17 protein-coding genes are annotated in these 21943 nt (G+C 67.1%); 13 read left to right on the forward strand and 4 right to left on the reverse strand.

Annotated elements, in window-relative coordinates:
• The 3 genes from OG203_RS42910 (at window position 1) to OG203_RS42920 (ending at window position 7094) form a co-directional block, all read left to right on the forward strand.
• The gene (locus OG203_RS42910) at window positions 1-4839 is read left to right on the forward strand and encodes a hypothetical protein (protein ID WP_405162920.1); all 4839 of its coding nucleotides are present in this window, start codon (window positions 1-3) and stop codon (window positions 4837-4839) included.
• Between the two features lie 76 nt (window positions 4840-4915).
• Entirely contained in the window at window positions 4916-5347 is a 432-nt protein-coding gene (locus OG203_RS42915; protein WP_405162921.1) for a hypothetical protein, read from the forward strand.
• 121 nt (window positions 5348-5468) lie between these two features.
• Window positions 5469-7094: an amino acid adenylation domain-containing protein gene (locus OG203_RS42920; protein ID WP_405162922.1), complete on the forward strand. Its 1626-nt coding sequence runs from the start codon at window positions 5469-5471 to the stop codon at window positions 7092-7094.
• A gap of 471 nt (window positions 7095-7565) precedes the next feature.
• On the opposite strand, the gene OG203_RS42925 is transcribed toward OG203_RS42920, so the two are convergent.
• On the reverse strand, window positions 7566-8549 hold the full coding sequence (locus tag OG203_RS42925; RefSeq protein ID WP_405162923.1) for a GlxA family transcriptional regulator: 984 nt from the start codon (window positions 8547-8549) through the stop codon (window positions 7566-7568).
• 110 nt (window positions 8550-8659) lie between these two features.
• On the opposite strand from OG203_RS42925, the gene OG203_RS42930 reads away from it, so the two are divergent.
• Window positions 8660-9766 (forward strand): esterase/lipase family protein, encoded by a 1107-nt coding sequence (locus tag OG203_RS42930; protein WP_405162924.1) that lies wholly within the window; start codon window positions 8660-8662, stop codon window positions 9764-9766.
• 84 nt (window positions 9767-9850) lie between these two features.
• Here the strand turns inward: OG203_RS42930 and OG203_RS42935 are convergent, their stop codons facing one another.
• Window positions 9851-10276, reverse strand: a complete 426-nt coding sequence (locus OG203_RS42935; protein WP_405168181.1) for a hypothetical protein — start codon at window positions 10274-10276, stop codon at window positions 9851-9853.
• 225 nt (window positions 10277-10501) lie between these two features.
• Between OG203_RS42935 and OG203_RS42940 the strand changes: the two genes are divergently transcribed.
• A complete protein-coding gene (locus tag OG203_RS42940; RefSeq protein WP_405162925.1) occupies window positions 10502-11470 on the forward strand; it encodes an Acg family FMN-binding oxidoreductase in 969 nt (322 codons plus the stop codon).
• 114 nt (window positions 11471-11584) lie between these two features.
• On the opposite strand, the gene OG203_RS42945 is transcribed toward OG203_RS42940, so the two are convergent.
• Together OG203_RS42945 and OG203_RS42950 are read right to left on the reverse strand one after the other, a co-directional pair.
• A complete protein-coding gene (locus OG203_RS42945; protein WP_405162926.1) occupies window positions 11585-12268 on the reverse strand; it encodes a hypothetical protein in 684 nt (227 codons plus the stop codon).
• 23 nt (window positions 12269-12291) lie between these two features.
• Window positions 12292-13524 carry an ROK family protein gene (locus tag OG203_RS42950; protein WP_405162927.1) on the reverse strand — a complete coding sequence of 411 codons (1233 nt, stop codon included), beginning with the start codon at window positions 13522-13524 and terminating at the stop codon, window positions 12292-12294.
• Window positions 13525-13666: 142 nt separating this feature from the next.
• On the opposite strand from OG203_RS42950, the gene OG203_RS42955 reads away from it, so the two are divergent.
• The 8 genes from OG203_RS42955 (at window position 13667) to dgoD (ending at window position 21929) form a co-directional block, all read left to right on the forward strand.
• A complete protein-coding gene (locus OG203_RS42955; RefSeq protein ID WP_405162928.1) occupies window positions 13667-14716 on the forward strand; it encodes a substrate-binding domain-containing protein in 1050 nt (349 codons plus the stop codon).
• Window positions 14707-16230 carry a sugar ABC transporter ATP-binding protein gene (locus OG203_RS42960; RefSeq protein ID WP_405162929.1) on the forward strand — a complete coding sequence of 508 codons (1524 nt, stop codon included), beginning with the start codon at window positions 14707-14709 and terminating at the stop codon, window positions 16228-16230. The genes OG203_RS42955 and OG203_RS42960 overlap by 10 nt, the downstream gene beginning before the upstream one ends.
• The gene (locus OG203_RS42965; RefSeq protein ID WP_405162930.1) at window positions 16227-17285 is read left to right on the forward strand and encodes an ABC transporter permease; all 1059 of its coding nucleotides are present in this window, start codon (window positions 16227-16229) and stop codon (window positions 17283-17285) included. Before OG203_RS42960 ends, OG203_RS42965 begins: the two co-directional genes overlap by 4 nt.
• 107 nt (window positions 17286-17392) lie before the next feature.
• On the forward strand, window positions 17393-18295 hold the full coding sequence (locus tag OG203_RS42970) for an SMP-30/gluconolactonase/LRE family protein (protein ID WP_405162931.1): 903 nt from the start codon (window positions 17393-17395) through the stop codon (window positions 18293-18295).
• The gene (locus tag OG203_RS42975; RefSeq protein WP_405162932.1) at window positions 18285-18896 is read left to right on the forward strand and encodes a bifunctional 4-hydroxy-2-oxoglutarate aldolase/2-dehydro-3-deoxy-phosphogluconate aldolase; all 612 of its coding nucleotides are present in this window, start codon (window positions 18285-18287) and stop codon (window positions 18894-18896) included. The genes OG203_RS42970 and OG203_RS42975 overlap by 11 nt, the downstream gene beginning before the upstream one ends.
• A gap of 173 nt (window positions 18897-19069) precedes the next feature.
• The gene (locus OG203_RS42980; protein ID WP_405162933.1) at window positions 19070-20014 is read left to right on the forward strand and encodes a sugar kinase; all 945 of its coding nucleotides are present in this window, start codon (window positions 19070-19072) and stop codon (window positions 20012-20014) included.
• A gap of 17 nt (window positions 20015-20031) precedes the next feature.
• Entirely contained in the window at window positions 20032-20787 is a 756-nt protein-coding gene (locus OG203_RS42985; protein WP_405162934.1) for an SDR family NAD(P)-dependent oxidoreductase, read from the forward strand.
• Window positions 20784-21929, forward strand: coding sequence for a galactonate dehydratase (gene dgoD, locus OG203_RS42990; RefSeq protein ID WP_405162935.1), 1146 nt, complete (start codon window positions 20784-20786; stop codon window positions 21927-21929). Before OG203_RS42985 ends, dgoD begins: the two co-directional genes overlap by 4 nt.
• The last annotated feature ends 14 nt before the right edge of the window (window positions 21930-21943 follow it).

Raw genomic sequence — 21943 nt, forward strand, 5'->3', positions numbered from 1 at the left:
GTGTCCATCACTATTCCCAGCGGGCTGGAATGGCTCGGCTGGGTCGCCGGATCGGACTGGCCCGACGGCGACGAAGACAAGATGTGGGCCATCGCCGCCGACTGGCGCAAGGCCGCCGCGGACATCCGCGAACTACTACCGGATCTGGCCGCCGCCAGGAAGGCGACCATCGAGGCGTACCCCTGGGGTGACGGCGCCGAGGAGATGACCGCCGCGCTGGACAAGCTCGATCGCGGCCCGGAATCGCTGGAGCAGCTGGCCGAAATCCTCGACTACGTGGTCGAATCCGCGGACGCCCTCGGCACCGAGATCGAATACACCAAGATCCTCGTCATCAGTTCGCTGGCCATGCTCGCCGTCGAAATCGCCGCGGCATGGTTGTTTCCGCCGACCGCGCCACTGGTCGAAGCGGCGGCCGCCGCCGCAACCCGGTTGGTGGTGCGGCTGCTCGGTCAGCGCGCGGTCAGCGCCATCGCGCGGTTCGCGGCGAAGACCGGTATCGCGGCGCTCGCCAAGTTCACGGCGAAGCACGTCGTGTTCAGCACCGTGCTCGGTGCGGGGCAGGACGCGGCTATTCAGCAGTACCAGGTCGGGGCTGGACATCGTGGCAGCATTGATTGGAACCGGGTCGGCACTACCGCTTACACCGCTGCGGCGGCGGGTGCGGTCGGCGGGCCAGTCGGGGGCCTGCTCGGCAAAGCGGCGAAGAAAGTGCCACTGCCCGAGGGGCGTTGGAGTGGTGCGCTCAAAGGGGCGGCCGTCGGTGCCGGCTCGGGAATGGTCGGCGCGCTGGGGGCATGGGGTGTCGGCGGTATCGCCAATGGGTGGACCTGGGACCCGCGACTGCTGACCGGCGGCGCGGCGTACGGAGTTTTGACGGGTGGTAGCAAGGGATTTCGTCATTCGTCATCCGGACATGGGCCTGGCGTAAGGGGTTTCAACGCGCCGGATGCCGCACGGTTCGGCGGCGATGGGAGTTCCGCGCGGGTTCGACCTGGTGCGGATGGCGGTTCACGTGGCGGCACCGACAATGGTTCGACGCCGCACACTGCGGATCCGTCACACAACGGAGTCAGGACTGAGAGCGGATCGTCTACCGCTGGTAGTCATTCGGGGGAGTCACCGAGTGGTAGCCGGAATCAGGGTGAAAGCTCGTCCAACACGAATTCCGAGGTGCGGAACGGCGAAAGTCGTGCCGGTCTGCCGGACGGTACTTCGAGCCGGGGTGTGAACGCGGTGACACCGGCGCACTTCGGGAACGATGAGTCCGGAATTGTTGCCGGGCCCAAGGAATCTCAGGTCGCGGGCGGGCAGGGTGGCGAGGGCGCTACCTCGTCGACGCATCCCGGGCGGGATGCTGGTATGTCGACTCATGCGGGGCGCGATGCTGGTATGTCGACTCATGCGGGGCGCGACGCTGGTACGTCGACTCACGCGGGGCAGGAGACAGGCACGTCGACCCATCCGGGGGAGGGCACTGGTGGGCAGCCCCACGTGGGGCAGCGTATCGACACGTCGACTCACTCGGGGGAGGGCACTGGTGGGCAGCCCCACGTGGGGCAGCGTATCGACACGTCGACTCACTCGGGGGAGGGCACCGGCACGCCGACCCACACGAGGGAGGAGACCGGCACACCGTCGGTTGTCGAGCCGCAACACGCGCCGGATCCGGCCGAACATGCGAGCGATAGTTCGAATTCCGTTGCGCCGCAGGAGGTTGGCGTGGGTCCGGAGTCTGTGCAGCGGCACGGCGAGGTGTCTACTGGCGAGCCACGGGGCGCCGCGTCGCCAGTCGTTGAGGTGCAACACGTGTCGGATCCGGCGGGACATGCGGGCGATGGTTCGAATTCCGTTGCGCCGCAGGAGGTTGGCGTGGGTCCGGAGTCTGTGCAGCGACACGGCGAGGTGTCTACTGGCGAGCCGCGAGTCGCTGCGTCGCCAGTCGATGGGGTGCAGCACTCACCGGACACGAACGGACACGCGAGCGATGGCACGAATTCTGGTGCGCCGCAGGAAGTCGGTTCGCGGCCGGAGTCAGTGCAGCGGCACGGCGAGGTGCCTGTCGCCGAGCTGCGGGCCGGCGAGCCGCCGGTCGTTGAAGCGCAACACGCGCCGGATCCGACCGGGCACGCGAGTGTTGGCACGAATTCTGTTGCGCCGCAGGAGGGTCGCGTGGGGCCAGGGTCTGTGCAGCAGCACGGCGAGGTGTCGACCGGCGAGCCGCGAGCCGCCGGGTCCGGGGATAAGAAAGGTGCTCCGCTGGAACAGGGGTCGCTCAGTAGTGTCGAGATCAAATCCTCCGGAACCGAGGTCGGCGGCACAACGAAAACCGGCGGCGAGAACCCCGTCGGTGCGACCGAACAGTCGGGTGTCGAACGGCCGAATGGTGTGGACCAGTCACCCGGTGCACCGCATCCGTCCGGCTCCACTCCGGCATCGCGCGGCACGCAGGCGCAACCCACAGCGCCACATGCGCCCGCTAGCGGCGACGGAAGCCACCCGAGGTCGACAGACAGCACGGGCGGTCCGCAGTCGAAGCAGTCTGTGAAGGCGCCCGAATCTCCGCGCTCCGAAGCGGCAACGCCCCGAGCGGGTGGTACCGAGTCTCGCACGACCGGTTCCGAACCGCGTGCGGGTACCCCCGAACTCCGCCCGTCCCCGACCGGGGCCGAGACGCCTATTGAGGCGAGCTCCGCAAAGCAGGCGGCGTCCGAAACGCATTCTCCTGGAACGGAACAGCGGCAAGCCGAGCCTCGTGCGAACGGCGAGGAACAGCCGCAGGCGGAGGTGAAACGACCAGGAGAGGTTTCGGATTCGATCCGCGAGAAGCTGCGCGGGCTTGGCGTTGATCCGAAGGACATGAGCCCTGAGCAGATTCAGCGCGCCGGTATGGATGCCGTGGTGCGCCGCCTGTCGGAACTCACGGGCTCGATGGCCGACCTGGACGCCGCAGGTCTACCACCGGACGAACACTTCGCCCAGCGCAAGGCACTACAAAGGCAGATCGACGACGTCCTCGTCCTGCGAAAAGACCTCCGATCCGAATTCGAGCAGCCTGGAAACCCTGCGAAACCCGCCGCGCACCCGCAGCCGGAAGCCCCATCGGGACCCGAGAGCACGTCGAAGCCAGCTGGCGAGCATGCGTCAACTGAGATCCGGCAGCCCGCCGAGATCATCGATTCGATCCGCGAGAAAGTACGGGCTCTTGGCATCGACCCGGAAGGCATGACCCCGGAGCAGCTGCGAAGCGCCGGAGAAGACGCATTCGCCCGTCGCGCAGACGAATTCGCGGAGCGGACAGCCGCTCTCGAAGCGGCGGGATTACGGCCCACCGAACTACTCGCCAAGCGCATGGAGTTGCAACACCAGATCGACGAGTTCCGCACACAGCGCAGAGAATTCCGATCGGAATTCGAGCAACACGGGAAACCTGCTGGCGCGGAAGGGAATCCCACCGCCGAACCGCCCTCAACACCGGACCCGCATCCCCAGCCCGAGTCGCATCCGGAACCGGAACTGGAGTCGCGCCCGGAGCCGGAGTCGGCTCCAGAACCTGACGGTCGACAGCAACCAGAAGGCGAGCAGGCACAGACCAGCGAACAGCCACCCGCCGCAGAGCCAACCCCCGCGCCTCAGCCGACGCCCGAGGGCGAACGAACACCCGACGAGATCCCCGACACGTCGTCGAAGATCCCTTACACGCCAAGGTACTTCGGGGTACCGCCGATCCCCGAGTACGAGGCGCCAGCCCCTCCGAACAACGCTGTGTGGGAACCGAAACCCCAGCCCCAGCCGGAGCCGGAACCTCAGCCCGAGCCGGAGCCGGAGCCGGAACCTGAGCCCGAGCCGGAGCCGGAGCCGGAGCCGGAGCCGGAACCTGAGCCCGAGCCGGAACCCGAGCCTGAGCCCGAGCCGGAACCCGAGCCCGTGCCCGAACCGGAACCCCAGCCCGAACCGGAACCGGAACCTCAGCCCGAGCCGGAGCCGGAGCCCGTGCCCGAACCGGAACCTCAGCCCGAGCCGGAACCTGAGCCCGAGCCCGAACCCGAGCCGGAACCTCAGCCCGAGCCGGAGCCGGAGCCGGAACCTGAGCCCGAGCCGGAGCCGGAACCCGAGCCCGTGCCCGAACCGGAACCCCAGCCCGAGCCGGAACCGGAACCTCAGCCCGAGCCGGAGCCGGAACCTCAGCCCGAGCCGGAACCTGAGCCCGAGCCCGAGCCCGAGCCCGAGCCCGAACCTCAGCCCGAACCCGAGCCCGAGCCCGAACCTCAGCCCGAGCCGGAACCCGAACCCGAGCCGGAACCCGAACCTCAGCCCGAACCGGAACCTGAGCCGGAGCCCGAGCCGGAACCCGAACCCCGTCCGGAACCCGAACCCGAACCAGGGCCCGAGCCGGAGCCCGAACCAGGGCCGAGGCCTGAACCGGTGCCGGAACCTCAGCCCGAGCCGGTGCCGGAGCCTGAGCCGGAACCAGGGCTGGGGCCCGAGCTGGTGCCTGATCCTGAGCCATGTCCTGATCCTGAGCCTGGATCTGAATCGGAACCAGGGACGGGGTCTAGGCCTGAACCGGAACCTGTGTTCGAACCTGGGTCTGGGCAGGAGCCGGTGCCTGGGCTGCAGCTAGAACCTGGGCCTGGTCCCGGTCCTGTCCCGATGCCGATGCCTGGATCGGGGATCGAACCAAAGCCCGGGCACGAACCTGCGTCGGAACCCAAACCTGAACCGGAGCCCCGGCACGGAGTTGGGCCGGAGCCAGTACCGGAACTGGAACCGTGTGGCGAGACCGGTGGATCAACTCCGCTCGTACGTCCCATCGCATCCAGTGACGGCGACCGCTGAGGAGTATCGAGCACGCGGGTGTTAAGGACCGCTGAATCCTGCTACGCCGTGGTCCATTTCGGCTTACTGTCGATTGGTGGGCCTAGCGGTTGGGCTGATCGGTTTCACTCTGCTCCTCGGATCAGGGTTGATCTGGACGGCCTATCTCGTCCGCGCGGGCAACTTGGACGCGCAGGCGTTGGTCGAGAAGGTGGCTGTGCCGCAGCCGATTTCGGCGTTGGATTGGCCGGAACTGCATGTGCAGGCCGTGGTCGCGCAGCCGGACCAGGAGTCGCTGGTGTTGTTGCACGTGGACTGGCCCGCGTTCCCGCAGCGGAATGCGACCCTGCTCGTCTCGCTGGACGAGCGTGACCAGCGATCGTTGCTTGTGCTGACGCAGTGGTGTGCCTGCCAGGCGTCGGTGTCGCCGACCCGACGTTACGGCGCGATGATGGAACTTCGCCGACGCCAGAGTTTGCAGAGTGTGTGGGGCGTGCTTGTCTCGGAGCATCCCGCACCACTTTCGTGAGCTGTATCTCCAACCTCGTAAATGTTGCGTCAGGGCCGTCCTCGGCGGGCTTTTCGCGCTCTACCGTGACATTCAGGACATGTGTCGGAGCGTGGAGGTCTGATTGCATCACCAATTCTCGATGGCGGCTCTGGAGTTGCGCGGCCGAACGGTTCAGCGCACTGTTCGCCACGGTGTTCCGGGCCTGGTCCGTGCGGTGTCGATGGCAACGCCTGAGGCGATCGCGGTATCCGATAGCTCTGGCGAGCTGACGTATCGGGAGCTGGAGCTGCGATCGGATGCGGTCGCGCGGACGCTGCGCGCGACCGCGCCGCGGGCCCGTCCTGTCGCGGTCGCGATTCCGCGAAGCCCGGCCCTGCTCGTCGCGCTGCTGGGTGTGCTGAAGGCGGGCCTGCCCTACCTCCCGGTCGATCTGAACGACTCCTCGGCGCGGATTCGGCAGGTCACCGAGATCGCTGATTGCGAGGTGGCGTTGGTGACCGGCGCGGGTAGGGAGCTGGTGGTCGAGTGCGGTTTGCGCGCCGTCGACATGCCACGCGAAGCCGACGTGGACGAACTCGACCCGTTATCTGAGGTGCCTGCGGATCAACCGGCGTACGTGCTGTTCACCTCGGGATCCACGGGCGCACCGAAGGGTGTGATCGTGTGTGGTCTCGCGCTGTGCAACCGGCTGGAATGGATGCGCGACACCTACCGTGTCGGTGCCGATGACCGAATTCTGCAAAAGACTCCGGTCACCTTCGACGTGTCCGAATGGGAGCTGCTGCTGCCGGTGATTGCCGGGGCACGATGCGTCTTCCTGGCACCGGAGGAACACCGGGACCCGGTGTCGGTCGCCCAGGCCATCGTTCGGCATCAGGTCACTATCTGTCATTTCGTGCCGTCGATGCTGCGCGAGTTCCTGCGGTGGCCGGACGCGGCTCAATGCACGTCGTTGCGGCATGTGTTCTGCAGTGGTGAGCCGCTGCCGGTTCGGGTGGCGCGAGAATTCGTCGCGACCCTGCCCGCGGCCCTGCACAATCTCTACGGCCCGGCCGAAGCCGCGATCGATGTGACGGCGTGGACCTGTCCGGGCAAGCCGGAGGACATCGGCCAGGTGTATATCGGTCGGCCGATCGACAACTGCGTGCTGAGTGTTATCGGCGAGGACGGCCTGCCGGTACAACCCGGCGACGAGGGCGAGTTGCACATCGGCGGCGTCCCGTTGGCCCTTGGCTATCTGAACCGGCCCGACCTGACCGCGCGTGCGTTCGTCACGGCGCCCGAAGGCTCGTCGGTTCCCATGCTCTATCGAACCGGCGATCGGGTTCGGCTGGTCGATGGCGAGTTGGAGTACCTGGGGCGCATCGACGACCAGGTGCGGATCCGCGGCGAGCGGATCGAGCCGGGGGAGATCGAGCGCTGTCTGCTCGCGGATCCCGACGTCGCCGCCGCGGTGGTGGTAGTGGTCGACGTCGATGGCGACACGAGTGTGGTCGCCTGGATACAGCCCGCCGACCCCGACTGTGCGCCGGAAGGTTTGTTCCAGCGTCTCCGTGGCTGCCTCTGCGAGCAGTTGCCCCCGACGTCGGTGCCGAGCCGATTCGTGCGCACCCGCCGGATTCCGTTGACCCGCAATGGAAAACAGGATCGTGCGCAGTTGCGTCGACGGGCAGTCGAGCAGGTGCACGCGCGTCCGGCCGCAGTCGCGGCGATTCCGCGGACCGGCGGTCTGCATCGGTCGCTGCCGCAATTGGCGCGACACTAGCGGGACGCGCTGGTCGCTGGTTGCTGGCGAGGGCGGGGCGGCAGCAACGCGCGAAGCGGTGCGGCGCCGAGTCCGGCTACTGACGCGCGGTCACCGGGGCGGGGCGCAGCGATGCACGAAGCTGCGCGGTGCCGAGCCGCCGACTGACATGCGGTCTCCTGGGCGGGGCGTCGGCGATGCGCGAAGCGGGGCGGATGCCGAGTCGGTGACTGAGGTGCGGTCACCGGGACGGGGTGGTGGCACCGCGTGAAGCGGTGCGGTGCCGAGTGTGGCGACTGACGTGCGGTCGCTCGGGCGGGCGTCGGCGATGCACGATGCGGTGCGGTTGCCAAGTCGGTGACTGAGGTGCGGTCTCCTGGGCGGGGCGGAGCGTCGGGAATGCGTGAGGCGGTGCGGATGCAGAGTCGGCGATTGACGCGCGGTCACCGGGGCGGGGAGGTGACCGATACCGCGAGAGCCGAATTTGCTTGTCTAGCTGGCGGTTCGGTGGCTGAACGTTCGACGGTAGTTGCGCGGTGGGGTGCCGACTTGGCGGGTGAAGTGGTGGCGCAGATTCACGACGGATCCGAAACCGCACTCCGCGGCGATGCGGTCGACGGACAGATCCGTTGTCTCCAAGAGGTATTGGGCGCGGTGGATGCGGGCGGCCAGTAGCCAATTCAGAGTGGTCGTGCCGAGCTGGGTTCGGAAGCGGCGCTGCAGGGTTCGGACGCTGAGTCCGGCGTGCTTGGCGATGTCGGCCAGGGTGAGTGGGTTGACGAGGTTGTGGTCGATCCAGTCCAGCACCGGTTGTAGCGCGGTGGCATCCCGCGGCGTCAGGTACTGGGGGATGAACTGGGCTTGGCCGCCGTCGCGTTGCAGCGGCATCACCAGCAGGCGCGAGGTATCGGTGGCGACCGCCGAGCCGTAATCGCGCCGGACCAGGTGCATGCACATGTCCAGGCCCGCGGTCGCTCCCGCCGAGGTGACGACCGAGTCGTTGTCGACGAACAGCACCGTCGGATCCACCTGCACGAGTGGGCTGCGCCGAGCTAGTTCGTCGCAATAGAGCCAGTGGGTGGTCGCCCGCATTCCATCCAGCAGCCCCATGGCGGCGAGCGCGAAGGCGCCGGTGCAGATCGACGCCACGCGTGCACCGCGATCCGCGGCGCGTTGGACCGCGACGACCAGTCGAGGATCGAGGGGTTCGATGACGTCCGGGGTCGCGGGTTGGAAGATGCTCGCCGCGGCCGGAACGATCACCGTGTCCGCTTGCTCGATCGTTGCCAGCGGCCAAGTGGTCTGCAACATGCCGCACTCGTTGCCCGACGCCAGCGCGACCGTGGGATCGCCGCAAAAGCGCACGTCGTAGCCGGGACTGCCGTCTGGGAGGCGAACACCGGCGAAGAGCTGGCCACCCATGGCCATATCGAAGGTATTCACTCCGGCGGGAACGACGATCGCCACCATCTTCATGTCGCGATCCTACCGATAACCGGCCAGATAGCTACTCGTTTGCTGTCTCGTTCTGGCGACATTATGGACAACCGACCAGTAAGGCCGGGTCAGGACGAAGGGAGCACGTGATGACCAGAACGACAACCTCCCCGCCGCACCGGGGACACGCCGAAGCTCGCCGGAAACGGCGCCGCGCCGCACTCGACCTGAATCGCGTCCGGCCTCGCAATATCGCGGTGGTCACGGCGGCAACCCTCATCGCGCTCGGGCTGAATGCCGAAGTGGCCGTTGCGGACCCGGCGCCCACCTCGCGCGCCTCCGACACGATCGGGTACGGCCCCGAGCTACGCGACGAGGCGGCGGCCTTCGCCTATGGACTCGCCTTCCCGGATGCGGCACCCCAGGGCGCCAACGATTGGTCGTGCAAGCCGGACGACGCCCATCCTCGGCCGGTCGTCCTGGTGCACGGAACCTGGGCCAACGCCTACGGCGCCTATGCCTCGATGTCTCCGCAGCTGAAGCAGGCGGGTTACTGCGTGTTCACGTTCAATTTCGGCCGTCCTGTTGTTCGGGGTCAAGGACTCGACGCCTTGCTGCCCGGGGCCACCGGCGACATCGAGGAGTCGACCAAACAGGTGGCGACCTTCGTCGACCGCGTGCTCGCGGCGACCGGCGCCAGCCAGGTCGACATGATCGGGCACTCGCAAGCCGCCTTGGAGACGCGCCTGTACCTCAAGTACGAGGGTGGTGCGAATCCCGACGATCCCGCTCGGAACAAGGTGAAACACCTCATCACCTACGGCGGCACCAATCACGGCACCTCACTCGACAGTTTCGCCACGCTGATGTTGGCCATCCAAGCGAAACTGCCGCCAGGCAGCATCGACCTGCACGTGCCGTTCACGCAGGCGCTCGGTGCGGGCGGAATTCAGCAGGTGTACGACTCGAAGGTTGTCGCCAAGGTGAACGAGGGCGGCGACACGGTCCCCGGCGTGGACTACACGATCGTCGGCGGGATCTACGACGAGGTGTCCACCCCATTCGATAAGACGTTTCTCACGGCCGGACCCGGGGCAACGGTCAACGACATCGTCCTCCAGGACGGGTGTCCACAGGACATCTCCGACCACAATTCGATGCTCTACTCCCCAAGGGCGATATCCATCGCGCTGAATGCACTCGACCCCGTCGCCCATCCGGATCTGGTCTGCAGCGTCAACCCCTGGCTGATCTGAATTCCCGTTGACCGGCAACGGTTTACGCGGCAATCACGCCTCGGCGCCGCCGTATCGATCGACGATCCGGCGGCGCCCGGCCGGTTACGGGACGGAGAACGTCGCGAAACCGGGTGTGACCGTTCCGCTTTGGGGCGAGGTGACGATGACGACGACCTGTCCGGCGCCGGTGGCGATCGAGGCCTGGGCGGGGATTCCGTTCAAGCCGTCGGACAGGCGGGTAGCGCCGGTCGCTCCGGTCGATAGGTTGATCCACTGCACGGGTGCGGTGAGCATGCAGCCCCATCCGCCCGGTTTCCCGCCGGTAATCACCAGCACGCCGGGTTGGTCACCGACGATCGCCGCGCAACTGATCGCGGGCACATCGAAGCTGCCGTTCGGATTTCCGAAGGGCGCGGGGGCTAGCTGAAATGGCACCGTCACGGGTGCCGCGGTGGCAATGCCGGCGGCCGGCAACCCAAACGCGACGATAAACAGTGCGCCAATACCGGACTTGCGAGCGAAACTCAGCACAGCGATCTCCTGGAACGTTGGCGGAACCCGACCCGAACATCGCGGAGCATATCTCCCTCGTCTGACATGTTCTGGCCCCTGTTGCCGGGGCGAGTGACACACGACTCGATGACAGACAGCTGCCCTGTGGTGAGACTGGAATCGGCGTCGATCACGAACGGCCAGCTCAACCATGGTGATGCGCCATCGAACACTGCCGATTGGAAGGATGGACCCGAGGTCATGGCACCGCCGTCGCCGACCATGGACACGGTCAAGATCGCGCTGGAGATGGCCTCGCGCGCGCCGTCGATCCACAACACCCAGCCGTGGCGCTGGCGGATCCGCGATCATGGGATCGAGCTGTGGGCCGACCAGCAACGGCACCTCGTTTCGAGCGATCCACAGCAGGGCAAGCTGATCGTGAGTTGCGGTGCGGCGCTGCATCATCTGCGGGTCGCGCTCGCTGTCCTCGGCTGGTCCGCCGACGTGACGCAGCTGCCCGACCCTGCCGAACCCGACCATCTCGCGACCATCGAGCTGACGCCGCATCAGCCGACCCAGGCCGATATCGAACTCGGCGCCGCGTTGCTGCAACGGCACAGCGATCGCCGTGGTTATCGCTCGTTGGAGATTCCGGCCGGGTACCTCAAGACGATCTCGAGCAATGCGGCGAAGTTCGGCGCCGTGGTGCGCCATGTCCCGGACGCGCTTCGCCTCCGCCTGGTGCGGCCGTTTCAGGATGCCGTGGTCCGGCACGCGGCCGACCCCGGCTATCAGCTCGAACTCGCCGCGTGGAGCGGTGGGCACCGGACGGTGGACGGCGTGCCAGGGTTCAATGTTCCGCACCCGCGTTTGTCTGATCAGATCCCCGCTCGAGTGTTCGCCGACGCCGACCTGATCGACCGCCACGCGGACCCCGACGCCGCGGAATGGCTGGTGATCTGCACCCCGCACGACGACAGGCGCTCGCAACTGCGCGCGGGCGAGACCACCAGCGCACTGCTACTGGAAGCCACCCGCCTCGGCCTGTCCAGCTGCCTGCAAACCGAGCCGCTCGGCCTCCCCGAACTGCGCGACGACATCCGATCCGCTGTCCTCTACGACTGCGCCTTCCCCCAGACCATGATCCGAATCGGCTGGGTACCAACCGATTCCGCCCCACTACCGTCTACCCCGCGCCGCGCGGTCGAAGACACCATCGACGCGTAACCCGTTGCCGGGTCAACCCTGTTCAGCGTTGAGCTGATCGAAGCCATCGCCACCGCTTGACGGCCGCTGACGGCATCGGCGGGCGGTGCGTCGCATCCGACGGCCTCGCTTCGATCACAGCCCGGCGATCGCGAGAGCAATGGTGATCGGCGGCCACCAGATCTGCTCGATGATCTGGGCGCTGTCCGACGGCAGGTCCAGTATCAGCGTGTTGAGCAACAGGGAGATGGCCAGCCCGAGCAAGCAGATGGCCGTCACGAACAGCCCGACGGTGGCGCGACGAAGCCTGGGGCGCAGGCCTTTTCGCTGAAGCACCCGCCAGGTGGCGGCCACGCTGGTCAGGCTTGTCGCGATCGCGAGGGTCACATAGGTAATGGCGAAAACCTTCGCGGGCGCATCCACCGCAGTAAACGAATTCAACGCCTTCGAGTACCGAGCGTCGCCGGCGATCCAGCATATGACGAATATCGCCGCCGCCACGGCCCATGCCATGCCGACGTAACGGCCAGGATGCCGAGAGCCGGTGAGGATTTCGAGCGCGACGGCGGCGAAAGCGCTGAAGGAGATCGTGGCCAACAGGACGGAGGCGAGCAGGGCGATCGCGCTTCCGGTGACATTGATCGAGAGGCGATTGAGTCCTTCGACGACCGGCTGCACGGCCAGGATGTAAGCGGCACTGAGTGCACCGAACGCCAGTGTGAACAGCCGTGATTCGGGGATGTCATTCCACCAGCGCAGCCGATACGCCATCACGGCCCCCATGGCCACGGCGGCCCACACGGCGGGTTCGTACGTCATCTGCGTGAGTCTAGGGATGAAGGTCAGGGGGTGGAGGTTCGTTGGGCGCGGCGGGCGGCGATCGAGCCGAATGTTTCGCGGTCGGCTAGGAAACCTTCCAGGGCGAAGGTGGCGGCGCCGAGGCTGGCCGGGTTGTGTGGCAGTGTCGAAAGTTGCAGTGTCACTGCGTCGAAGGGGTCGGTCATGGCGTGGTGGGCGGCTACGCGGCGGGTCACGTCCAGCAGTGGGGCGCCGAGATGGTCCGCGACCAGGTCGCCGAAGACGATGGTTCTCGGGTTGAACAGGTTCACCAGGTTGGCCACGGTGACGCCGAGGTAGTGGCCGGTCTTGTCGATGACCTCCAGTGCGACGGTGTCGCCACGACCGGCGGCCTCGGCGATGGCCGCGATGGTGACGGCATCGTCGGAGTCGAGCAGCGGGCTCGACGGCGCGAGCTCGCGCAGGGTTCGCACGATGCCGGGCGCGCTGACGTAGGCCTCGACGCAACCCATTCGCCCACAACGGCATTCGCGTCCATCGAGCACCAGATTGGTGTGCCCCCATTCGCCCGCGCTGTTGGTGACACCGCGATAGAGCATCCCCTCGACGACCACGCCGATGCCGACACCCGCGCGCAGCGTGACGACGATCAGATCGTCCACGTCACGGCCCGCGCCGAACCAAAGATGCGCCGCGGTACTGGCTTTGAGCGGATTGTCCAGGTAGAGCGGGTAGGGGAGATGCTGTTCGAGCAGTTGCGAGAGCGGCACATCATGCCAATGCCAGTACGGCGAGAACACCGAGACGCCGCCGATGGGTTCGACGAGTCCCGGCACGCTCAGTCCGACGCCGAGCACCTTCTCCGCATCACCGGCGGTCAGCTCGCCGATGCCGCGGGTGATGAGCGTGACGACGTCGTCGGGCGCGGTGGCCGCCGGATCGACCGGGATCTCGACCGATCGCTGCACCGTCATGGCCAGGTCGAAAAGGTCGAAGTGGATGGTGGTTTCGGCGATATCGACGCCGATCAGCATGCCGCGCTCGGGATTGATCGCGAGCTGGGCGCGCGGTCGGCCGATGCCGGGCGCGTCGTAACCGAGTTCGATGAGCACCCCAACGTCGAGCAGTTCGGAGATCATGTTGCCGACCGTGGCGAACGACAGGCCGGTCGCCCTGGCGATCTCTTGTCGGCTGATATGGCCGATGGCGGCATATACCGCCTGTAGTACGCCGAACCTGTTGCGGCGTCGAATGTCGCGCGCGGTCAGCTGATACACGGGTCGGGCCTCCTCGTCCGCTGGTGGTCGCAAACATACCCAACGACTTCGACCAACAGTATTTACAACAGTTATCGGAAGTCTTACTGTAACCGTCATCACGTTACGACGCGAGTATGCGTCAGATCACCGAGGAGTGCCCATGTCCTGGACCCATCGACGACGTTGGACCAGTGCCGTTCTGTGCGGGGTATCGCTGGCGCTGGCCGCGACCGCCTGCTCATCGGGCAAGGAGACCGACTCGTCCGCCACTGGCCCACAGCACCAGACGGGCGCGGTCAGCCTGGTGTACGCCCAGAAACAGGGCGACCAGGAGTACTTCATCGGCGAGGCCGAGGGCGCCAAGGCGCGGGCCAAGGAACTCGGCGTCGATCTGAAGGTCGTCAACCTGGGCAATGACGCGAACAAGGCGGTCACCGAGGTGAACAATGCGATCAACCAGAAAGCGAGCGGCGTGATCGTCGTTGTGCCGGATCCGTCGGTCGGTCCGCAGGTCGCGCAGCTCACCAAGACCGGTGGCGTCGCACTGCTGACCTCCGACGACCAGGTCTGCACGTCCGGCCCGGATCCGGCGAAATGCGCCAAGGATCAACTGGTTCCGCGCGTCGGCTTCAGCGGAACGCAGATGGGCACCGAGGTCGGTCGCCGGGCGGGCGAGGACTTCAAGAAGGCGGGCTGGAAGCCGGAGGAGACCGCGATCGTCGACGCCTGGAAGCAGGACGTGACGGTCTGCACCGACCGCGTCGAGGCCAATAAGAAGGCCTTCCGCGAGGCGGCCGGGGTCGACGTCAAGGTGATCGACGTCGGCACCGACAACACCCCTTCGGACGCGCAGAACAAGATCTCGGCGACGGTCGCGGGCAACCGGTCGGTCAAGAACTGGATTGTCATGGGCTGCAACGACGAGAACGTCAGCGGCGGCGTCGCCGCCATCCAGAACTCCGGTTACGCCGCCGACAATGTGCTCGGTGTCGGGCTCGGCGCCTACCTGGCCTGCAAGGAGTGGCGCGGCGGCAAACCGACCGGGTTCAAGGCGGCGCTGTTCATCAACGGTAAGGACGTCGGCGCGCTCGCGGTGCAGACGATGTACGACTACCTGAAGAACGGAAAGGCCATGCCCGCCGAGGCTTTCGCGCCGACGACGATGGTCGACTCCACCAGCTGGCAGCAGGCGGGCGTCACATGCAGCTGACCGGCCTGCGCGCCACCGGCCTCAGCAAGAATTTCGCCGGGGTGCCCGCCCTGCGCGACGTGAGCCTGGACTTCCCGGCGGGCGCGGTGACCGCGCTGATGGGCGAGAACGGCGCGGGCAAGTCCACCCTGATCCGGATTATCGGTGGCGATCACCGCCCCGACAGTGGTCGGCTCGAGCTCGACGGCGTCGTGCTCGAACCGGCCACCCCGGCCGACGCGCGGGCGGCCGGGATCCGGGTGATCGGCCAGGAGCCGGAGATCGTCCCGCATGTGTCGGTCGCCGAGAACGTCTACCTCGGGGCGCTGCCGAGGAAGGCGGGGCGCCTGCTCGACCGCGCGGCATTGCGCGAGCGGATGCGCACCGACCTGGCCAGGCTCGGCTTCGATCGTGACCTCGACCCGGACACCGTCGGGTCGAAACTGACTGCCGCGCAACGGCAGCTGGTCGAGATCATGCGGGCGCTGACCACCGATGCCAAGGTGATCGCCTTCGACGAACCGACCTCCTCGCTGTCCGACCACGAGACCGAATCGCTGTTCGCACTGATCGGCCGGTTACGTGCGCGCGGGCTGGCGGTGATCTATGTGTCGCATCGGATGCGGGAGATCTTCCAGCTCGCCGATCGGGTCGCGGTACTGCGCGACGGTGCGCTGGTCGGTGTGCGGGCGACCGAGGAGACCGACGATCAGGAGATCGTCCGCATGATGGTCGGCCGGGACCTGTCCACGCTGTTCGCCCGCGGGCCGAGCACACCGGGCCAGGTCATGCTCGACGTCGACGCGGTCACCACCGACGACGTGCGGGAGGTGAGTCTTCAGGTGCGGGCCGGTGAAGTGGTCGCACTCGCCGGACTGGTCGGTGCGGGCCGGTCCGAATTGGCGGGTGCGCTGGCCGGTGACCTGCCGATCCGCTCCGGCGTGGTGCGGGTCGACGGCAAGCAGCTGCGGTTGCGTCAGCCGCGTGACGCGGTGCGGGCCGGTATCGGTTACGCGCCGGAGGAGCGGAAAGCCCAAGCACTGCTGCTGCATCGCGGTGTGCGCGACAACATCTCGCTGGCCATGCTCGACCACCTGCGGCGGTTTCGAATCGTCAAGGCGGGCGAGGAACGTCGCCTCGCCCAGCACTATGTCGAATCGCTGCGGGTGCGCACGCCCTCGATCGAACAGGAGGTGCGCAAACTCTCCGGCGGCAACCAGCAGAAGGTGGTGCTTGCCCGCTGGCTGGCCCGCAAACCCAAGGTGCTGATCCTGGACGAGCCGACCCGCGGTGTCGACGTGGGCGCGAAGGCCGAGATCTACCGAATCATCGAGGAATTGGCCGAAGCCGGGGTAGCGGTGCTGGTGATCTCCTCGGAACTACCCGAAGTACTCGGCCTTGCCGACCGGATCGTCGTCATGCAGCACGGACGCGTCACCGGCGAATTGGATCGCAGCGCGGCCAGCGAGGAGGCCATTCTCGCGCTGGCCATGGCCGCAGACCTTACGTCGCATACATCTCGAGGAAACCAATGACCGAGCAACAACTCGAATTGCCGCCGGTGGCGTCGACCGCTACACCGGCGGCCCCGCTGGCCCGCTATACTGCCGCGCTCACCCCGCGACGACTACTGCACGCGATCGGCACCGGAAATCTCAGTCTGATCGGGGCGCTCGTGGTCATCGTCGCGATCTTCGGGTCGCTCAACGACGGGTACCTCGATCCGGCGAATCTGGCCGGAATCGGCGACGCGGTCACGGTATTCGGGTTGCTGGCCGTCGTGCAGACCGTGGTGATCATCTGCGGTGCGCTCGATATCTCGGTCGGCTCGCAAGCTGGCGTCGCCTCGGTGATCAGCGCGATGGCGTTCACCGCGGCCTCGGGCAACGCCTTGCTCGGCATCCTCGCCGCGGTCGGCGTCGGGGTAGTGCTCGGCCTGGTGAACGGGTTGATCATTGTCTACGGACGAGTGAACCCGGTGATCGCGACGCTGGCCACCCTGGCCGCGTATAAAGGTCTGGCCCAATTGATTTCGGGTGGCAAGGCCCAGGGATTCGTGCTGGACAACGACCTGTTCATCTTCCTGGCGCGCGGCAAGATTCTCGGGCTGCCGGTTCCGGTGATCATCCTCGCGATCGTCGCGGTGGCCGTGCATGTGCTGCTGAAATACACCGATATCGGCCGCAATATCTACGCCATCGGCGGCAACGACACCGCCGCAAGGCTTTCCGGCATCAACATCAACAAGTACCTGATCGCGGTGTTCGTGCTCGCCGGTGTGGTTGCCGCGCTCGCGGGCATCATCCTGACCGCGCGCACCGGATCGGGGCAGCCGGTATCGGGCAGTGAGGGTCTCGAGCTGAAGGCGATTACCGCGGCGGCGCTCGGCGGGTGCGCGCTCAAGGGCGGCAAGGGCACGGTCGGCGGCACGCTGCTGGCGGTGGTACTGCTCGGCGCCCTGGATAATGGGCTGAATGTTGTTGGGGTCAATACATTTTGGCAGAACGTCGCGCAGGGATCGCTGCTGGTTGCCGCCGTGGTGATTCAGCAACGACGTAGTGGTGAACGGGCGGTCGGGCTACCGACCTAGTGCCTCGGCACGAGTCGCGCACTGCGGCGAGCCATTCGGCCGGGGCATCAGCTATCTCCCGTAGACAGACGTAATCGGCGTAGCCGACCGACTTTCAGGAGCGAACCATGATCACATTGCGCGCGCATCCGTGCGCTCCGCCGCCGGGGCTGCTGTGTGAAAGTCCGGTGTGGGACAGCCGGACCGACGAGCTGCTGTGGGTGGACATCCGCGGCGGACACATTCACCGAGCGACCCTCGACCGAAGACTGATCGACCTCACGCACCGATCCAAGATCAGCTTGGAGCCGCCGATCAGCGCGGTAGTACCCTGCGCGTCCGGTGGACTGCTCGTCACCGCGGGAAACGCCATCTATCGGATCGACGACCGCACCGTCACCCGGCTCGCCGCAATACCGTTGCCGGACGACGGGATTCGGCGGCGTCTCAACGACGCGAAGGTCGATCCTCGTGGCCGCCTGCTCGCGGGCACGATGTCCGAAGACGGCGTCCGGGGCCGCGCCGCCCTCTACCGGCTCGACCCCGACGGTGCGCTGAGTACGCTGCGCGACGGAGTCAGTATCTCCAATGGACTCGGCTGGAGTCCGGACGGAACCACCCTCTATTACGCCGACAGTCCGACCAAACAGGTCGACGCCTTCGAATACGACCTCGCCACCGGCACTTTCAGCGGCGGTCGGCCGTTCGCGCGATTCGAACACGGCGAGCCAGACGGGCTGACCGTCGATGCCAAAGGCTGGGTGTGGGTGGCGGTGTGGGGTGCGGGACAGGTGCACGCCTTCGACCCCGCCGGGCAGCGGCGCGTGATCGTCGAGGTCGGACCAGCGCAGGTTTCCAGCTGTGCCTTCGCCGGGCCGGACCTGGACGTGCTGGTGATCACCACCGCCGCGGAGGGGGAGGTGGCGTGCGAACCCGATGCCGGGTGCCTGTTCGCTTGCGTCCCGGGAGCCGTCGGCCTGCCCGGAACCCTGTACGCGGATGCGGGATTGGTGCGTAGCGATGGCCGATAGCCCCTTGCGGTTGGAGACGCCGGTCATCGCGATCCTGCGGGCGCCGACCGCAACCCGGTTCGCCGAGGTGACCGCCGTACTGCACGAATCCGGCATCACCGCAGTCGAATTCACGCTCACCAGCGACGGTGCACTGGACGCGCTCGGTGACTGTGCCGGATTCGCCTACCCGATCGGCGTCGGTACCGTCCGCACCGCCGAGGACGCGACCCGCGCGGTCGACGCCGGTGCCGCCTACCTGATCACCCCGATCGTCAGCGACGAGGTGATCGATGAAGGCCGCCGCCTAGGCGTCCCGGTGATCTCAGGAGCCTTCACCCCCACCGAAATTCACCACGCATGGGTGGCGGGCAGCACCATGATCAAGGTCTTCCCCGCGTCGGTCGGCGGTCCCGACTATCTCCGTGCCGTTCGAGCTCCGCTGCCCGATATCCCACTGGTGCCCACCGGGGGCGTCCGACTCACCGAGGCCAAGGCCTACCTGGACGCCGGTGCCACTGCCCTCGGCATCGGGTCCCCCCTCATCGGCGACGCCTGCGTCGGCGGCGATCTCGACGCACTGCGCGAGCGCGCGGCTGTGCTGCTCGAGGAGCTGTCGTGAGTCGGCTTCCGCGAGTGAGTCATGAGCGCGTGGCGTTTCGCGCGATGGAGCCGAGTGCTGCGGGTGCGGTGGTGAGTGCGCGTGCGCGTGCGCGAATGAGGTTGGCACGGCGTGGACCCGTGCGCGCGGGGTGCAGTCGTGAGTGACCGGGCGGCAGGGTGGAGCGGATTGTTATGAGGGGCAAGCTGGTAACCCTCGGTGAGGCTGTTGGGGTGGTTGCGGCGGTGGAACCGGGGCCGTTGGCTCCCGGTGCGGCGATGCGGATGGATTTCGCGGGTGCCGAGGCGACCGTCGCCATCGGTGTCAGGCGGTTGGGGTACGAGAGCGCTTGGGTGGGCAGCGTTGGTAATGATGCGGTCGGCACGATGGTGCTGGATCGACTGCGGGCCGAGCGCGTCGATGTATCCCGCTGCCGGATCGATCCGGAGCTGCCGAGTGGACTGATGGTGCGGGAACGCCGTACCGCGGACCGGATTCGGGTTACTTACTACCGGCGGGGTCTGGCTGGTTCGCGGCTGTCTGTGGCTGAGGTGGACAAAGAACAGATCGCTTCTGCTGGTGTCCTGCACCTGACCGGCATCACTCCGGCACTGAGCGCGTCCGCACGCGACGCGGTGCACGCCGCGCTGGATGCGGCCGTCGACGCGGGTGTGACGGTATCGCTGGACATCAACTATCGCAGCGCGTTGTGGCCACGATCGGCGGCCGCCGCGGAGCTGGCGAAACTGGTGTCCCGGTCGGACATCGTTTTCGCCGGGCCCGAGGAAGCGGCGCTACTGGTGCCAACCGCGAGTCACGCGGCGATGGCCGAATCCCTTGTCGCGCTTGGTCCGTCGCAGGTGGTACTGAAGCTCGGTGCCGACGGGGCGCTCGCGCTGCACGGCGGCAGGGTGATCAGGCAACCGGCGGTGCCGGTGACCATGGTCGATCCGGTGGGAGCGGGTGACGCGTTCGTCGCCGGATACCTTGCCGGCGTCCTCGACGACGGTTCCGTTCGGCACAGCTTGCAGCTGGCCGCGACCTGCGGCGCGTTCGCGGTATCGGTACCGGGCGACTGGACCGGTCTGCCGTTCCGGCACGAACTCGACTTGCTCACCGGCACAGACATTCAGCGATGACTACGAAGGGAAGAGCATTGAGTCGTCTGGCAGACCGAGTCGCGGTCGTCACCGGCGCGGCGTCGGGTATCGGCGCCGCGACGGCGCATCGCCTCGCCGCCGAGGGAGCCTCGGTCGTCATCGCCGATATCGCCGAACCCGCGGGCGAGGAGGTCGCCGCGAAGATTCGCGCGGCAGGTCATCGCGCCGAGTTCGTGCGATGCGATGTCTCGCGCGAAGAGTCATGGGTCGAGCTGCGGGACCGGGTCAACGAGCTGTTCGGTCCGCTGGATTCCTTGTGCAGCAACGCATCTATGCAGGCAACCATCCCCGCGCACGAGCTGACCCGGCCGCAGTGGGACGAAGGGCTCGCGATCAACCTGACGCCGCTGTTCCTCGGTGTGCGCACCTTCATCGATGATCTGCGGTCGCGCACCGGCAACGTGGTCGCCATCTCCAGCGTGCACGCGCAGTTCGGGCTGCCCGGCTATCCGGTCTACGCCGCGGCGAAGGGCGGATTGACCGCCCTGGTCCGGCAGCTCGCCGTCGAATACGGCTCGGCCCGAGTGCGATTCAACGCCATCCTGCCCGGCCCGGTCCTCACCCCGGTCTGGGACGACGTCGACGAGGAGGGTAGACGACTGTCCGCGCGGGCAACGGCGCTGGACCGATTAGGTGCGCCGGAGGAGGTCGCCGCCGCGGTCGCCTTCCTCGCCTCCGACGACGCCTCGTTCATCACCGGCGCCAACCTCGTCGTCGACGGCGGCTGGAGCGTACGAAAGGAGTCACGGTGAAGATCACCGCACTGACCACCTACCTGGTCGCGCCGCGCTGGTGCTTCCTGCGCATCGATACCGACGAGGGCGTCACCGGCTGGGGCGAACCGGTCATCGAGGGCCGCGCGCACACCGTCGCCGCCGCGATCAACGAACTGGCCGACTACCTGGTCGGCAAAGATCCGATGAGCATCGAAGCGCACTGGCAGGTGCTCACCAAGGGCGGTTTCTATCGGGGCGGGCCGATCCTGTCGAGCGCGGTCGCCGGAATCGACCAGGCCCTCTGGGATATTACCGGCAAGGCGCTCGGCGTCCCGGTCTGGCAGCTGCTCGGCGGCGCCGTGCGCGATCGGGTCCGGGTGTACAGCTGGATCGGCGGTGACCGGCCCGACGACGTCGCACAAGCCGCGCTCGAACGAAAACAGCAGGGCTTCACCGCGATCAAGATGAACGGATCAGCCGAACTAGAGGCGATCGACACACCACGCGCCACCACCGACATCGTCGACCGCGTCGCCGCGGTCCGCGAAGCCACCGGCGACGACTTCGATATCGCCGTCGACTTCCACGGCCGACTCTCCGTCGCGATGGCGCGCCGGGTGCTGCCGCTGCTCGAGCCGTACCTGCCCTTCTTCGTCGAAGAACCGTTGGTGCCCGAGGTCAGCGACCGGATCGGCGAGATCACCCGCGCGACAAGCATTCCCATCGCGACCGGCGAGCGACTGTACTCCCGCTGGGACTTCCGCACCGTCCTCGACCAGGGCATCGCCGTGGTCCAACCGGACCTCTCGCACGCGGGCGGCATCTCCGAGGTCCGCCGGATCGCCGCCCTCGCCGAGAGCCGCGACGTCGCCCTCGCACCGCACTGCCCCCTCGGCCCGATCGCCCTGGCGGCCAGCCTGCAAGTCGGCTTCGCCACCCCCAACCTCCTCATCCAGGAACAAAGCCTCGGCATCCACTACAACACCGGATCCGACCTACTCGACTACCTCGTAGACCCCACCGTCTTCGCCTACCGCGACGGCTACGTCGACCTGTTGAACGCGCCGGGCCTTGGCATCGAGATCGACGAGAAAGCGGTGGCCCGCGCCGCCGCACAGGGGCATCGTTGGCGCAACCCGGTCTGGTATCGAAAGGACGGATCCTTCGCCGAATGGTGAATCATGGCGCGGTC

This window comes from Nocardia sp. NBC_01499 (assembly GCF_045040275.1).
Taxonomy (GTDB): Bacteria; Actinomycetota; Actinomycetes; order Mycobacteriales; family Mycobacteriaceae; genus Nocardia.

Excerpts from the sequence above, each read along its gene's own strand:
- OG203_RS42945 (WP_405162926.1), bottom strand. The coding sequence starts at position 12,268 with ATGACGTACGAACCCGCCGTGTGGGCCGCCGTGGCCATGGGGGCCGTG.
- OG203_RS42970 (WP_405162931.1), top strand. The coding sequence starts at position 17,393 with ATGATCACATTGCGCGCGCATCCGTGCGCTCCGCCGCCGGGGCTGCTG.
- OG203_RS42920 (WP_405162922.1), top strand. The coding sequence starts at position 5,469 with ATGGCGGCTCTGGAGTTGCGCGGCCGAACGGTTCAGCGCACTGTTCGC.
- OG203_RS42955 (WP_405162928.1), top strand. The coding sequence starts at position 13,667 with ATGTCCTGGACCCATCGACGACGTTGGACCAGTGCCGTTCTGTGCGGG.
- OG203_RS42975 (WP_405162932.1), top strand. The coding sequence starts at position 18,285 with ATGGCCGATAGCCCCTTGCGGTTGGAGACGCCGGTCATCGCGATCCTG.
- OG203_RS42925 (WP_405162923.1), bottom strand. The coding sequence starts at position 8,549 with ATGAAGATGGTGGCGATCGTCGTTCCCGCCGGAGTGAATACCTTCGAT.
- OG203_RS42940 (WP_405162925.1), top strand. The coding sequence starts at position 10,502 with ATGGCACCGCCGTCGCCGACCATGGACACGGTCAAGATCGCGCTGGAG.
- OG203_RS42960 (WP_405162929.1), top strand. The coding sequence starts at position 14,707 with ATGCAGCTGACCGGCCTGCGCGCCACCGGCCTCAGCAAGAATTTCGCC.
- OG203_RS42930 (WP_405162924.1), top strand. The coding sequence starts at position 8,660 with ATGACCAGAACGACAACCTCCCCGCCGCACCGGGGACACGCCGAAGCT.
- OG203_RS42965 (WP_405162930.1), top strand. The coding sequence starts at position 16,227 with ATGACCGAGCAACAACTCGAATTGCCGCCGGTGGCGTCGACCGCTACA.
- OG203_RS42980 (WP_405162933.1), top strand. The coding sequence starts at position 19,070 with ATGAGGGGCAAGCTGGTAACCCTCGGTGAGGCTGTTGGGGTGGTTGCG.